General features: G+C 67.8%; 14 protein-coding genes and 1 pseudogene. 9 read left to right on the forward strand and 6 right to left on the reverse strand.

The annotated features are described in order from the left end of the window. Positions 1-22: 22 nt before the first annotated feature. The 4 genes and pseudogenes from yidC to rpmH all read right to left on the reverse strand — a co-directional run bounded on the left by yidC (position 23) and on the right by rpmH (position 1,911). On the reverse strand, positions 23-1,132 hold the full coding sequence (gene yidC, locus H5393_RS13815) for a membrane protein insertase YidC (RefSeq protein ID WP_182767152.1): 1,110 nt from the start codon (positions 1,130-1,132) through the stop codon (positions 23-25). Positions 1,133-1,173: 41 nt separating this feature from the next. Beyond that, positions 1,174-1,416, reverse strand: a pseudogene (gene yidD / locus H5393_RS13820) (membrane protein insertion efficiency factor YidD); the annotation flags it as partial. Positions 1,417-1,421: 5 nt separating this feature from the next. Beyond that, positions 1,422-1,769: a ribonuclease P protein component gene (gene rnpA, locus H5393_RS13825; protein ID WP_182767154.1), complete on the reverse strand. Its 348-nt coding sequence runs from the start codon at positions 1,767-1,769 to the stop codon at positions 1,422-1,424. Positions 1,770-1,773: 4 nt separating this feature from the next. Further along, entirely contained in the window at positions 1,774-1,911 is a 138-nt protein-coding gene (gene rpmH / locus H5393_RS13830; protein WP_076061646.1) for a 50S ribosomal protein L34, read from the reverse strand. A 346-nt stretch (positions 1,912-2,257) separates the two neighbouring features. On the opposite strand from rpmH, the gene dnaA reads away from it, so the two are divergent. Together dnaA and H5393_RS13840 are read left to right on the forward strand one after the other, a co-directional pair. Beyond that, complete coding sequence (gene dnaA / locus H5393_RS13835; protein ID WP_182767155.1) at positions 2,258-3,622, forward strand: chromosomal replication initiator protein DnaA; 1,365 nt, start codon at positions 2,258-2,260, stop codon at positions 3,620-3,622. 56 nt (positions 3,623-3,678) lie between these two features. Continuing rightward, entirely contained in the window at positions 3,679-3,936 is a 258-nt protein-coding gene (locus H5393_RS13840; RefSeq protein WP_182767156.1) for a metal-sensitive transcriptional regulator, read from the forward strand. A 70-nt stretch (positions 3,937-4,006) separates the two neighbouring features. Here H5393_RS13840 and H5393_RS14725 read toward each other — a convergent pair whose 3' ends face one another. Together H5393_RS14725 and H5393_RS13845 are read right to left on the reverse strand one after the other, a co-directional pair. Further along, entirely contained in the window at positions 4,007-4,507 is a 501-nt protein-coding gene (locus H5393_RS14725) for a rhodanese-like domain-containing protein (RefSeq protein ID WP_255436543.1), read from the reverse strand. Continuing rightward, positions 4,458-5,582, reverse strand: coding sequence for an FAD/NAD(P)-binding oxidoreductase (locus H5393_RS13845; protein WP_255436544.1), 1,125 nt, complete (start codon positions 5,580-5,582; stop codon positions 4,458-4,460). The genes H5393_RS14725 and H5393_RS13845 overlap by 50 nt, the downstream gene beginning before the upstream one ends. A 151-nt stretch (positions 5,583-5,733) precedes the next feature. Here H5393_RS13845 and H5393_RS13850 point away from each other — a divergent pair, with 151 nt between their 5' ends. The 7 genes from H5393_RS13850 to dnaN all read left to right on the forward strand — a co-directional run bounded on the left by H5393_RS13850 (position 5,734) and on the right by dnaN (position 13,486). Beyond that, positions 5,734-5,898 (forward strand): hypothetical protein, encoded by a 165-nt coding sequence (locus H5393_RS13850; protein ID WP_182767157.1) that lies wholly within the window; start codon positions 5,734-5,736, stop codon positions 5,896-5,898. A gap of 329 nt (positions 5,899-6,227) precedes the next feature. Beyond that, entirely contained in the window at positions 6,228-6,578 is a 351-nt protein-coding gene (locus H5393_RS13855) for a hypothetical protein (RefSeq protein WP_182767158.1), read from the forward strand. Then, positions 6,575-7,741 carry a glycosyltransferase family 4 protein gene (locus tag H5393_RS13860; protein WP_182767159.1) on the forward strand — a complete coding sequence of 389 codons (1,167 nt, stop codon included), beginning with the start codon at positions 6,575-6,577 and terminating at the stop codon, positions 7,739-7,741. The genes H5393_RS13855 and H5393_RS13860 overlap by 4 nt, the downstream gene beginning before the upstream one ends. Next, a complete protein-coding gene (locus H5393_RS13865; protein WP_182763090.1) occupies positions 7,738-8,811 on the forward strand; it encodes a hypothetical protein in 1,074 nt (357 codons plus the stop codon). Before H5393_RS13860 ends, H5393_RS13865 begins: the two co-directional genes overlap by 4 nt. 6 nt (positions 8,812-8,817) lie before the next feature. Then, positions 8,818-9,684: an ABC transporter ATP-binding protein gene (locus H5393_RS13870; protein WP_182767160.1), complete on the forward strand. Its 867-nt coding sequence runs from the start codon at positions 8,818-8,820 to the stop codon at positions 9,682-9,684. Between the two features lie 3 nt (positions 9,685-9,687). Next, entirely contained in the window at positions 9,688-12,252 is a 2,565-nt protein-coding gene (locus H5393_RS13875) for an ABC transporter permease (RefSeq protein WP_182767161.1), read from the forward strand. Between the two features lie 73 nt (positions 12,253-12,325). After that, complete coding sequence (gene dnaN, locus H5393_RS13880) at positions 12,326-13,486, forward strand: DNA polymerase III subunit beta (protein ID WP_182763087.1); 1,161 nt, start codon at positions 12,326-12,328, stop codon at positions 13,484-13,486.

Raw genomic sequence — 13,486 nt, forward strand, 5'->3', positions numbered from 1 at the left:
GTCCGACGGGGGTCCGGAGGGTCTACTTCTTTTTGCGGTTGGAGCGAGCCTGCTGCCGCGGCTGCTGCCGCTGCACGACTCGGCGTCCGTCTTCGGAGGTGCGCACCGTCTGACGCGTGACCTGCTGGCGCGACACCTTCGGCGCGTCCTCGGCCACCTGGTCGTCCGTCGCGGCGTCAACGGTCGCCCTGCCGACCACACGCGACGTGGCGACGGGCTTGGTCTTGCGGCGCTTGTCCGCACGCTGGCGCACAACCTCGTCCGGATCCAGGCCCTTGGCCTTCATGCGGTCTTCCCAGTCGATGTACGCCGGGGTGTTGGGCGCGGGGTTGTTGTGGATGAGGATGGCCTGCTGCACCATCGTCCAGAGGTTGGACGTCAGCCAGTAGACCAGCACGCCGATGGGGATGAACGTGGCCGACATGGCGTACACGACGGGGAAGAAGTACAGCATCATCTTCTGCATCTGCGCGGCCTGGCCGGTCTGCGACTCCGGCGGCATGTTCTTGCGCATCAACTGGAGCTGCGTGACGAAGAAGACCGCCACCATGGCGACAACGAGGAAGATGCCGATGACCTGCGTGGCGCCGAAGCTCTCGATGGGGAAGATGCGCTCGGCCAGACCGGCGCCCCAGATGTTCGACTGCTGCAGCGAATCCACCAGATCCGGCCGGCTGGTGAACCAGTAGCCACGCGGAGTGTCGTCTGCCACGCCCTGCAGCACACGGAACAGCGCCAAGAAGATCGGCATCTGCAGCAGGAGCGGGAGGCAGGACGCCATGGGATTGACGCCTTCCTCCTTGTAGAGCTTCATCGTCTCCTGGCCGAGCCGCTCGCGATCGTGCCCGTACTTCTTCTGCAGTTCGGCGACCTTGGGCTGCATGAGCTGCATGTTGCGGGCAGAGTTGATCTGCTTGACGAACAGCGGGATGAGAAGCGTGCGGATCAGCACGGTGAGCATCACGATGGCCAGGGTCCACGTGACGCCGGAGTTGGCACCGAACACGGGGCTCAGCACCTGGTGGAAGAACACCACGATGCCGGACACGGCCCAGTACAGGGGCTGCATCATTGCCGAGAGCAGGCCGTAGAAACTGTCCCAGATGTTCAGCGAGACGAACAGATCGAGCATTAAGCCACCTCAGCTATATGTGACGCCTGATCAGGCGTCGTGCTACGCGAATTCTCTTGTTCCCAGGCGGCAGCCTGCGGCGTGCCGGGAACGTAGTCGACCCCGCCCTGCGACCATGGGTGGCAGCGGGCGATCCGACCGATGGTCAGCACGGAGCCCTTGAGGGCCCCGTGGGTCTCCAACGCGGTCAGCCCGTAGGCCGAACACGTGGGATGGAACTTGCAGACATCTCCGTACATGGGGGAGATGAACCGGCGCCAGCCCTTGACGAACCAGATGAGCGGGTACTTCAGCATGTACCGGCCTTCCGGAACGCGCGGCGCCAGGCGTCGGCGAAATCAGACCCGAGCCGTGCCTCGTCGACGGCTGCGCCAGGCAGCGCCCGAACCACGACGTCGGTGGGGAACGGGCTTGTCAGCGCCGAGGCCAAGTGACGGAGGCGACGCTTGACGCGGTTACGCGTCACGGCGTTGCCCACCTTTTTGGAGACAACAAAACCCACCCGGGTGCATTCGGGTGGATTCTGCTGCGGGTGCCTCACGTGCACCACTACTGTCGGCGTTGCCGCTCTCGAACCGTGCCTGACGGTGATGCCAAAGTCGCTGGGCCTCTTCAGGCGCTGCGATTTCGGCAGCACAGAGTCAGGCCGACAGCTCGATGCGACCCTTGCGACGACGGGCGCTCAGGATGGCGCGGCCGGCGCGGGTACGCATGCGGGCGCGGAAACCGTGGTTGCGGCTCCGACGACGGTTGCTCGGCTGGAACGTGCGCTTAGTCATGGGATTACTCCCTCAAGATCGAAGGTTGAACGCTGCCCGTGGCCCGGGCAGGGGGAAGTGGCCGCCGAGATGGCGACTGGTCAACGATACGTGGATAACCCCTCGTTAGCCAAACCGGCGCAGTGCAGCCAGTCAACTAAGCAAACTACATCATTGTAGTCCAGGCGACACTCCGGCAACACGCCGATTCTCCTTGCAGGATCGTTCCACGGGGACTAGTTTCGTATGGTCTGTCTCCGGTTATCCACAGGTGAGGCAGCATTGGGCTTAGCTCGGGATCAGTTATACCCTCTTGTGGACAACTCTGTGGACGAGTGCGATGTGAGGCGGAAGAACCGCCCGGGAAGTGGGTGAGGTGACTCAATCACCGACGCCAGACCTGGCGGTGCTGTGGGAGGACGTGATCACGTCCGCGGATTTCCCTACTCGCGCCTGGCTACGCCGAACCCGGCCGGTGGACATGCACGGCTCGACGCTGATGCTCGCCGTCGGTGATGAACCCACCCGCGAACGCCTGGAGACGAAACTCCGCCCACAGATCGAGGACCGGCTCAGCGAGCTGTTCGGCCAGCCCACCCACCTCGCGGTGATGATCAGCCCCGAACTGGTGCCCGACGAGCCGGCTCCGGCCGCGCAGATGCCGGAGGAACTACCGCCGCAGCCCATGCTCCCGCGTTCGAAGCCCCAGGAGGTGCGGCTGAATCCCCGCTACACCTTCGAGTCCTTCGTCGCCGGCTCGTCTAACCGCTTCGCGCACGCCGCAGCCGCCGCCGTCGCGGAGACCCCCGGTAAGTCGTACAACCCGCTGATGATCTACGGCCCCTCGGGCCTGGGCAAGACGCACCTGTTGCACGCCATCGGCCACTACGTCACCAGCTACTACGAGAACCTCCGCGTGAAGTACGTCTCCACGGAGGAGCTCACCAACGACTTCATCAACGCCATCTCCAACAACCGCACCGCCGAGTTCCGCTCGTCGTACCGCGACGTGGACGTGCTGCTCGTCGACGACATCCAGTTCCTGGAGTCCAAGATCCAGACGCAGGAGGAGTTCTTCCACACGTTCAACACCCTGCACAACGCCCAGAAGCAGATCGTGATGACCTCGGACCGGCCGCCGAAGCTGCTGGAGGCGCTCGAACCCCGGCTCCGCTCGCGCTTCGAATGGGGTCTGATGACCGACATCCAGCCCCCAGACCTCGAGACCCGCATCGCCATCCTCCGCAAGAAGGTCGCCCAACAGCGGCTGACCGCGGGCACGCAGGTGCTGGAACTCATCGCCTCGCGCATCCCCACCAACATCCGCGAGCTCGAAGGAGCCCTCACCCGCGTCGCCGCCCTGGCCAGCCTCAACGCGCAGGAGATCACCGAGGACCTCACGCAGCAGGTACTCAACGACCTCATGCCCGAGGACGCGGCCCCTGTGGACGCGCAGACGATCATGGCGGCCACGGCGGGCTACTACGGCATCAGCCACGACGACCTGACAGGCGCCAGCCGCGTGGCCACCATCGCGTCGGCCCGCCAAGTGGCGATGTACCTCTGCCGGGAGATGACCGAGTTGTCGCTGCCGAAGATCGGCTCGAAGTTCGGTGGCCGGGACCACTCCACGGTGCTGCATGCCGTGCGGAAGATCACGGAGAAGATCGGCGTGGACAGGGACCTCTACAATCAGGTCACCGAACTCACGAACCAGATCAAGCAGGCGTGATGGCCGGTTCCTCATACCTCTAGGGGTATAGTGGCCGTGTGAACCAGGAGGCCCCTATGCAGTTGAACCCCGGAGAGATGGAATCCGTCGTCCGCCGACTCAAGCGCGCCCAGGGCCAGCTGGGCGGCATCATCAAGATGATCGAGGACGGTCGCGACTGTGACGACATCGTCACGCAACTGGCCGCCGTGTCCAAGGCCATCGACCGGGCCGGCTTCTCGACGATCGCCGTCGGCCTGAAGCAGTGCCTCGAGCACCCCGATGAGGGGATGGACCAGGCGAAGATGGAGAAGCTCTTCCTTTCGTTGGCCTGACGACCCAGTTGGCTGCCTGAGCCGGCCGCCCCGCCCAAGGGGGTGGCCGGCTCAGCAACCGCTGTGCACCTCAGCCCCCGGTACCGGCCTTCCACGTCGTGTACCCGCCGTCGAGGTTCAGCACCCGCCGGTCCCCGAGGATGAAGACCGCGGCATGGCTGCGGATACCCACCCCGCAGTGCACGATGAGGTCACCGTCGGGGATCTCATCCATCCGGTCACGCAGCTCGTCCAGGGGCAGATTCACCGCGCCGGTGATGGCGCCACGCTCGAATTCGCCCGGTGTCCGCACGTCGACGACGGTGGCGCCGGCCTCCTGCGCAGCCCCCACCTCGTGCCACTGGATCGAGTTCTCCAGGCCGCTGAGGCGGTTCTCCGCCACGTACCCCAACATGTTGACAGCATCCTTGGCTGAACCGAACTGCGGCGCATAGGCCAGCTCCAACTCCGCCAGTTCCGGGGCCTTGAGACCGCCGGCCATCGCCGTCGCGATCACGTCGATGCGCTTGTCGACGCCGGACTCACCCACGCCCTGGGCGCCCAGGATCCGGCCGTCGGCGGGATCGACCAACAGCTTGAGCCATGGTCGCTGCGCCGGGGTAGTAGGTGGCGTGCGAGGCGGGGTGCGTATGGATGACGAGGTGTTCCTTGCCCACGGCCCGGAGCCGCTTCTCGCTCCAACCGACGGAGGCGACCTGCAGGCCGAGCAGCCCCACGATCGCCGTGCCCATGACGGGCCGGGCGGGAACGCCACGGCCCGCGATGTCGTCGGCTACGCGCCTGCCCTGAAGGTTGGCTGTGTTCGCCAGCGGCACCAGAACCGCGTCGTCGTTCAGGGCGTCGTCCTTCTGGACGGCGTCACCGACGGCGTAGATCGAGGAATCCGAGGTCAGGTTGCGGGAGTCGACGACGATGCCGCCGAGCGAACCGATGTGCAGCCCGGCGGCCCGGGCCAATTCGACATCGGGGCGCACTCCGATGGCGGCCACCACGATGTCGGCCGGCAGGTTCGAGCCGTCGGCCAACGTGACGTCGGACTCGCCGATCGCGGTGACCGCGGAGCCGAGCCGCAGGTCCACACCGTGTGCGCGCAACCGGTCGTGCACAGGGGCCACCATCTCCGGGTCGAGCGGGGCCATCACTTGGTCGAGCGCCTCCACCAGCGCAACCTTCATGCCGCGGTGCAACAGGTTCTCCGTGACCTCCAGGCCGATGAAGCCGCCACCGATGACGACGGCGGTCCCGGCACCCTGCACCGCGGCCACCATGGCGTCGGTGTCCTCGACGTTGCGCAGGGTCAGCGCGCGACCGATGCCAGGGATGGGCGGCTGCACGGGGCGGGCGCCAGGGGAGAGCACGAGCTTGTCATAGCCGAGTTCGGACTCTTCTCCGGTGGCCAGGTCGCGCACGACGACCACCTTGCGCGCCCGATCGATCTGCACGGCCTCCGTGCCCACACGCACGTCGATCCGGAACCGGTCCCACAGCGATTCCGGCGTCTGCAACTGCAGGGCCGAGCGCTCCTCGATGATGCCGCTCACGTGGTACGGCAGCCCGCAATTCGCAAAAGACACATAACCACTCCGCTCAAGGACCACGATCTCCATGTCCTCGTCGAGTCGTCGCAACCTCGTCGCCGCGCTCATTCCGCCGGCGACTCCTCCAACCATCACTGTTCTCACAGGGGAACACTATACCCCCCGGGGTAGATACCCCCAGGGGTATCATGCTATCGTTCAGGTGTAGTGATCGTCTGCACCTGGCAGGCGCTCAGATTTCGTCGAAAGGACCTCATCCATGTGCCGACCTGTCAACTGCAAAGTCTGCGGCAAGACCACCTGGGCCGGCTGCGGCCAGCACATCTCCGACGTCAAGCGCGGGGTGCCCACTACCCAGTGGTGCGACGGGCAGCATCCCGGTGAACAGAAGGTCAGCCTCCTGGGCCGTTTCCTCGGCCGCTGATCTGCCATGTTCCCGGGTCGGTGCGACCTGGGGACAACATGTTGACGGCACGCTGTCCCGAGCTGTGGATGGGGGTGTGGATAACTCCACACCCCCATTTTCATCCCCAAATACTCCACGTGTAGTTTCGATCTGCCCACACACCGTCCACAAGCTCAGAACCAGTGGGACAAGCCACGATGTGGGTTATCCCCAGACTCCACAGGCGCTATGAGTACATCTGGAATGTAACTACAGAAAGATCATCAAAGCACCGGGTGTGGACAGACGCTCAGGCGAGTACGCAGAACGCCACAAACGAACAGGCACCCGCAGTTACACTCACCTGCGTGACCGACGACGACCGTAGCCGCATTGACGACCACCTCCACCGGGGCATGGAGGCCGAACTGGCCAGCACCCGCGAAGAGCTGACGAAGGCTGCCGCGCACGCTGCCCGCATGGAGGGCGAACTCTTCGCCGTCGCCCAGCGCCTCACGGCCAAGGAGGCCGAACACGAGGCGGCCCTCAAGGCCCTGGCCAAGATGCGCGACGAACTGTTCGAGGCCCGCTCCAAGGTGGAGGAGGCCGAAGGGGAGATCGTCGAACTGAAGAACCGACTCGCCGCACCCCCTGCGTCGCCGAAGCCGAATCTCGCCGAGCGCGCCGTCCGCAAGGTCGTGCGCACGGTGAAGCGATGACCGAGTTCGAGGCCCAGCTCGCCTCGGCCGACTACGTGCTGCTCACACCGTCGTACCCCAGGCCGTGGCGCAGTGGCCGCGAATTCGTCCGGACGCGGGCCAAGGCCTACCAGGCGGCCGGGCTCAGCGGTGTCGTCGTGGATTCATCGCTGCGGGCGGGCAGCACCCCCGAGGCCGGCACGGACGGCGAACTGCCGGTGTGGTCGGTCCCCCCGGAGGAACTCGCACGCGTCCTCGACGCCGCTGCGGAGGCCGAGCGGCCGGTGCTCGCGCACTCCCCTGAGCCGAGCACCATCCACGCGCTGCTCGACCGGGTTCCCGCGCAACGCCTGGCCGTCTGGTTCCACGGCTACGAGGTGCGCGACTACCGACGGCTGGCCGGGAACCACGACAGCCGGGAACTCGCATCCATCCGCACCGCAAGGGATGAGTTGAACCGCGCCCGGTTCGAGGCGGCCGCCAGGCTCTTCACCGACCCTGCGGCCACCGTGGTGTTCGTCTCGGATTTCCAGCGCCAACTGGCCGCCCAGGACGTCGGCGTCGCGGCCGGCAACGCCCAGGTGATCCCCAACCACATCGACGGCGACACCTTCGTGGCCCGGGTGCGGCAGCCCGAAGAGGCGACCCAGCTGCTGCTGCTGCGCAGCTTCGCGGAGCGCAACTACGGCAACGACATCGCACTGCGTGCCCTCGAGGTGCTGGCGGAGGAACCAGGTTTTGCGGAGCTCACCGTCACGGTGCGCGGCTTCGGCCGCCGCTTCCGGGACGAGACGGCCGGCCTGCGTCGTCACCGCAACGTGACAGTGGAGGAGCGCTACTCCTCGCCCATCGAGATGGCCGCCGCGCATCAACGGCACGGGGTGTTCCTCTGCCCGACACGCTTCGACACCCAGGGCGTGATGCTCGGCGAGGCGATGGCCAGCGGCATGGTCACCATCACCAACCCGGTGGCCGCCATCCCCGAATTCACCGACGACGCCTCGAGCCTGCTGCCCCGCGCTGAGGACCCGTGGGCCTTCGCCGAGGCGATCCGCCACCTGCTGGTCAATCGCCACCGGATGCCCGAACTGTCCGTGGCCGCCGCCGAACGGGTGCGCGCCCAGTGCGGGCGCGCCGCCACCATTGACCGCGAAATCGACCTCATCGGAGGCCTGTCCGCATGACGCACCGCACCCCGGTCCTGATCTCCGACGACCCGATCGCCGCCCACATCGCCGGCGCCCGTGGCTGGAAGGTGCTGAAGCGCGACGGCCAACTCCTGCGCTTCGCCGGGCTGGACCCGGCCCAGACGCTGGCCCTGCCGCCGCTGCCGTTCAGCGTCCACGACGGATCCCTCGACGCCGCCACCGTCGGTGGGTGGGACAACGTGCTCAACTGGCTCCAGAAGCACATTCACGAGCCGATGCCCGTCGTCGCGCCGGACGAATGGGCGGCGGAGCTGGCCCTGTGGGCAGCAGCCTCCCGCGGTTGGCCGTTCGGCGTCTGGATCGACGGGGCACCGCCGCTGCACACGCCCGCGGCCGCGGCCTGCATGTTGGCCAACGAGGGCCTGTTCGCGCCCAAACCGGAGGCGCTCACGGACCTGGCGAAGAGGTGGAAGGAACCGTTCACGGAACTGCCCGCCACGCCGCTCATCGACGTGGACCCGAGGCCCGCCCCGCGCGAGGAGCCCCGCGATCCCGGGGTCACCCGCGTGCTGGTCGTCAGCCACCACGACGAACCAGCGCTCACGACAAACCCCGGCCTCGCCGTCGACCTCGTCACCGCGGTGCGTCGGCCGGGGGCCGGTGAACGCACCCACTACGTGCCGGACCTCGGCGCCCCCGGCCTGACGAACTCGCCCGGCGCGCTGCCGGCGTGGGCGGCCATCGCGTTGGCCGGCGACCGCGAGCGGCCCGTGGCCGCCTCGGACCACATCGGTGGCTACTGGCGCTGGCAGTTGGAGAAGTACTTCGAGGCCAGGGCGGACCACTACGACGTGGTCTACCTCACCGGCGAGCAGTACGTGGCGGCGGATTTCGCGGTGTACGCCAAGCGGCGCTGGTACGCCCGGATCATCGACGGCACCACCGCCACCCAGCGGTACTCGTCGGAGGCCGAGCAGGAGCAGGTCGCCTACGACTCCGCCGGCTGGGCGATGCAGGTCGACGCGGTGCTGGGCGGGGAGGAGTCGCCCCAGGAGATCGCCGCCCTGGCCCTCAGCCTCGGTGAGCACGCTTTCCCGACAAGCTAGTCTCGAATGGTGAGCATCGCAGCGCGGGCCGAGGGCCTCACCAAGATCTACGGGACCGGCTCTGCCGTCGTGACGGCACTGTCCTCCGTGGATTTCGAGATCCGCGCGGGCGAATTCACCGCCATCATGGGCCCGTCGGGATCCGGCAAGTCCACCCTGATGCACCTGATGGCCGCCCTTGACACACCGACGGCGGGCGAGGTCTGGATCGGCGACACCGCCGTCGGCCCGCTCGGCGACACCCCGCTGACGGAGCTGCGCCGCGACCGCATCGGCTTCATCTTCCAGGCGTTCAACCTGGTGCCCACGTTGACGGCCCGCGAGAACATCACGCTGCCGCTGGCGATCGCCGGCAAGAAGGTCGACGCGGAGTGGTTCGACCGCATCGTCGACGTGCTGGGCCTGGCGGACCGGCTCACCCACAAGCCGTCGGAGCTCTCCGGCGGCCAGCAACAGCGGGTGGCGTGCGCCCGGGCCCTCATGAACCGCCCGGACATCGTGTTCGGCGATGAGCCCACCGGCAACCTGGACTCCACGTCGGCCGCGGAGGTGCTGGGCTTCCTCCGGCGCTCCGTGGACGAGTTCGGCCAGACGGTGGTCATGGTCACCCATGACGCCCACGCCGCCAGCTACGCGGACCGCACCGTGTTCCTCTCCGACGGCCGCATCGTCCACGAGATGCGCGGCGCCACGCAGGATCAGCTGCTCAGCGCGATGGCCACGCTCTACCCCCGCCACGACCAGCCCGCCGCGGCTGGCCCGGTGGTGTACCGGGACGGGACCGCCGCCTCAATGAAGGCTCCGGTCGGTGACGAGGTCGAGGAAGAATCCACCGTCGAACGCTCCATCGCCCGCCGCGCCCTGCTGGACTGACCCATGCTGCGGGCCACCCTGAAATCCGTCTGGGCGCGCAAGGTGCGCCTCATCATGAGCGCCCTGTCGATCGTGCTCGGAGTGGCGTTCGTCGCGGGATCGCTCATGTTCACCAACATGCTGTCATCCAGCTTCGACTCCCTGGTCAAAGGGTCGCTGGCAGATGTCAACGTCTCGTTCGAGGCCACCGGCATCTCGGGGTTCGAGAACAACCCCGGCGTCCCGCCCGCGTTGTTGACGGAGGAGGATGTCGCCGCCGTCGAGGCGATCGACGGGGTGGTGCGCGTCGAGCCCATGGTGTCGAACACGCAGGTGTACCCCCTCGACGAAGACGGCCGCGTGCTGGCCTTCTCGGGGGCTCCGGGCTTGGGCATGAACTGGCAGGACGCCACGTCCTCCGACGGTGTGGCCGGCGCCCGGATCATCGATGGCCGTGCCCCCACCGCCGGCGACGAGGTGGTCCTCGACCCCGCCACCGCGGCACGCGGGGGGTACGTGATCGGCGAGACGCTCGATGTCGCCACCCCGCGCACCGGCATCCGCTCCTACACGCTGGTCGGCACCGGCACGTACGGCGCGGGCAGCACCGTCGGCGCGAGCTACCTGTTCTTCACCCTCCCCGAGATCCAGGAGATCGCACAGGAGGGGCGGCCCGGTTCGTACGCCATGTGGGTCCAGACCACCCCGGAGGCGGACGCCGACGCCGTGGCAGACGCAGTCCAGGAGGTGCTCCCCGACGGATTCGTCGCCGAGACGGGGGATGAGCTGGCCGAGGGCATCGAGGAGCAACTCAACGTCGGGCTGGGCTTCGTCAACATCTTCCTGCTGGTCTTCGCGGGGATCGCCCTGCTCGTGGCGGCGCTGCTGATCCTCAACACGTTCTCGATCCTGGTGGCGCAGCGGGCGCGCGAGCTGGCCCTGTACCGCGCCATCGGCGCCACCCGCCGCCAGGTGAGCGGGACGGTGCTGATCGAGGCGCTGTTCATCGGCTTGATCGGCGCCACCCTGGGCCTGGCCGTCGGCTACGGCCTCGCCTGGGGCATCCTCGGACTGATGCGCGCCTTCGGCATCGACCCCGGAGACATCACGCCGACGGTCACCTCCTCGGCCGTCATCGCGTCCTACGCCATCGGCGTCGTCATCACGCTCATCGCCGCCTACCTACCCGCCCGCCGCGCGTCGCAGACCCGCCCAGTGGAAGCCATGACCAGCGCCGCCCAGTCCGGGCCCGAGCGCCTCGGCGGTCTCCCACTGCTCGGGGTGGCGCTGATCGAGTTGGGCGTGGCCGCCATGGTGATCGCGCTGTGGCTCGACGTGCCGCAGCCGCTCATCTGGTTCGGCGCCGGGGCCGCCGCGCTGCTGATCGGCATGGTGATCGCCGCGGCCGTCATCGGGGCGCCGCTGATCTGGCTCTTCGGCAGGGGCTTCCGCCTGCTGTTCGGGGAGGTGGGCAAGCTGGCGCAGCTGAACTCCGTGCGCCAGCCCCGCCGCACCGCGGCCACCGCCGCGACCCTGATGATCGGCCTTGCGCTGGTGTCCACCGTCGCCATCCTGGCCGCGAGCACCACCACGTCGCTGCGCAACCAGCTCACCGAGGACCAGCGCGGCGACTTCGTCATCGCTCCGCTCGCCTACCAGCCCTTCGACGCAAAGCTCTTCGAGGCCGCCAGGGAGGTCGACGGCGTGTCCGAGGTGTACGCCGGGTACCGCGGTGCGGCGCAGGTCGCGGGGATCGACGAGCCCACTAGCCTGTTCGGCCTGACACCTGAGGGCCTGGAGCGGGGCACCAGCCTGGACGTGACCGTCGGGTCGCTGAGCGAGCAGGGCGGCGAGCCGCCCGTCGTGCTGTCGGCGGACTACGCCAATGAACACGGCTTCACGCTCGGCGAGGTCATCGACCTGGTCGGCCCCACGGGCACTGCCGCCGTGCTGGTCACCGGCCTGCACGAGGAGGGCGCGGCGCTCCCCATCGGCGACATCGTGGTGACCCCGGACACGTTCGCGGAGGTCGCCGATGCGTCGATGGTCCAGCAACTGGTGGTCTTCATCGACGACGACGCGGACCCGGCCGCGGTCAGGGCCGGGCTCGAGGAGGTCACCGAGGAGGTGCCCACCGTCGTGGTGTCGGACGTACAGGAGTTCGTGGAGAGCCGCGTGGCGCAGTTCGACCAGATCTTCGCCACCCTGTACGCGCTGCTCGCGCTCGCCGTGGTGATCTCGGTGCTGGGGATCGTCAACACCCTCGGCCTGTCCGTCATGGAACGGGTGCGCGAGGTGGGGCTCCTCAGGGCCGTCGGCATGACCAGGCCCCAGGTGCGGCGGATGGTCACGCTCGAGGCCGTGCTCGTCGCAACGCTGGGCGCCGTCCTGGGTGTCGTGCTGGGGGTGGCGTTCGGCGCGGCGCTCGTGACGCTCCTGCGCGACCAGGGCATCGGCACGCTGGTCATCCCCTGGGTCCAGTTGCTGGTCTTCGTGGTGGTCGCCGCCGCCGTGGGTGTCCTGGCCGCGATCGCCCCCGCCCGCCGGGCCAGCAGGCTGGCGATCCTCGACTCCATCGCCGTCGACTGACGACGCGTTCAACCAACGTCTGGGTATGATGCTGGCGACGAGCTTTTTGGGTAGAACGACAAAGGTGTGACACGTGAAGATTCGAGTTGAACGCGAGGCGCTAGCCGACGCCGTGGCATGGGTGGCGCGCAGCCTCCCCAACCGCCCCACCGCTCCCATCCTGGCAGGCATGCTGCTGGAGGCGGACGGCGACGGCCTGACGCTGAGCAGTTTTGACTCCACCACGTCGGCCAAGGTCACGCTCCCGGCCCAGGTGAGCGACGAGGGCCAGGTGCTGGTCTCCGGCCGCCTGCTCTCCGACATCGCGCGTTCGTTGCCGAACAAGCCGGTGGACCTCAATGCAGACCACACCAAGGTGGAGCTGACCTGCGGTTCCGCCCGGTTCACGCTGCAGACGCTGCCCGTCGACGAGTACCCCACCCTGCCGGACATGCCCACGCAGACCGGCACCGTGGACGCGGCCGTCTTCGAGAAGGCCGTCGGCCAGGTGTTCGTGGCCGCGGGCCGCGACGAGCTCCTCAACGTGTTCACCGGCGTGAAGATGGAGATCGACGGAGAGAACCTCTCGCTGCTCGCCACAGACCGCTACCGAATGGCGCTGAAGGAACTCACCTGGAACCCCACCAGCCCGGGCCTCGAGGGCAACGTGCTGGTGCCGGGCAAGGTGCTGGCTGACACCGCCAAGTCCATGACCTCCGGCGACACCGTCACCATCTCGCTGTCCACCACGGAGGCCGAGGGCGAAGGCCTCGCCGGCTTCGTCGGTGAGGGTTCGAAGGGTTCGCGCCAGGCCACCACGCGCCTGCTCAGCCAGGCGTTCCCCAAGGTGCGCCACCTCATGGACGTCTCCGCCACGGTCAGCGTCCGCATCGACACCGCAGACCTGCTGGCCGCGGTCAAGCGCGTCGCCCTCGTCGCGGAACGCAACACGCCGCTGCGCATGCGCATCAACGAAGATCACATCACGCTCGAGGCCGCCACGGGGGACCAGGCGCAGGCCGTGGAGGCCATCGACGCGCAGATCGAGGTCGTCGGCGACGAGCAGTCCATCACGGATGCGGGATTCAACCCGCACTACCTGCTGGATGCGCTCACCGCGCTCGACGCACCGTTCGCGCACTTCTCGTTCACGCTGCCCGGCAAGCCTTGCCTGATCATGGGCCTGCCCAGCATCGATGCGGACCCGTTGGGCGATTACCGCCACGTCATCATGCTGATGCGCCTGCCCAGCTGA

Origin of the sequence: Tessaracoccus sp. MC1756, from assembly GCF_014164735.1 — a bacterium.
Lineage (GTDB): Bacteria > Actinomycetota > Actinomycetes > Propionibacteriales > Propionibacteriaceae > Arachnia.

Bases quoted from the DNA above. Each gene is read 5' to 3' on its own strand.
- H5393_RS13875 (WP_182767161.1), top strand. From the start codon at position 9,688: ATGCTGCGGGCCACCCTGAAATCCGTCTGGGCGCGCAAGGTGCGCCTC.
- H5393_RS13845 (WP_255436544.1), bottom strand. From the start codon at position 5,582: ATGAGCGCGGCGACGAGGTTGCGACGACTCGACGAGGACATGGAGATC.
- H5393_RS13850 (WP_182767157.1), top strand. From the start codon at position 5,734: ATGTGCCGACCTGTCAACTGCAAAGTCTGCGGCAAGACCACCTGGGCC.
- yidC (WP_182767152.1), bottom strand. From the start codon at position 1,132: ATGCTCGATCTGTTCGTCTCGCTGAACATCTGGGACAGTTTCTACGGC.
- H5393_RS13870 (WP_182767160.1), top strand. From the start codon at position 8,818: ATGGTGAGCATCGCAGCGCGGGCCGAGGGCCTCACCAAGATCTACGGG.
- H5393_RS13840 (WP_182767156.1), top strand. From the start codon at position 3,679: ATGCAGTTGAACCCCGGAGAGATGGAATCCGTCGTCCGCCGACTCAAG.
- H5393_RS13860 (WP_182767159.1), top strand. From the start codon at position 6,575: ATGACCGAGTTCGAGGCCCAGCTCGCCTCGGCCGACTACGTGCTGCTC.
- H5393_RS13865 (WP_182763090.1), top strand. From the start codon at position 7,738: ATGACGCACCGCACCCCGGTCCTGATCTCCGACGACCCGATCGCCGCC.
- rpmH (WP_076061646.1), bottom strand. From the start codon at position 1,911: ATGACTAAGCGCACGTTCCAGCCGAGCAACCGTCGTCGGAGCCGCAAC.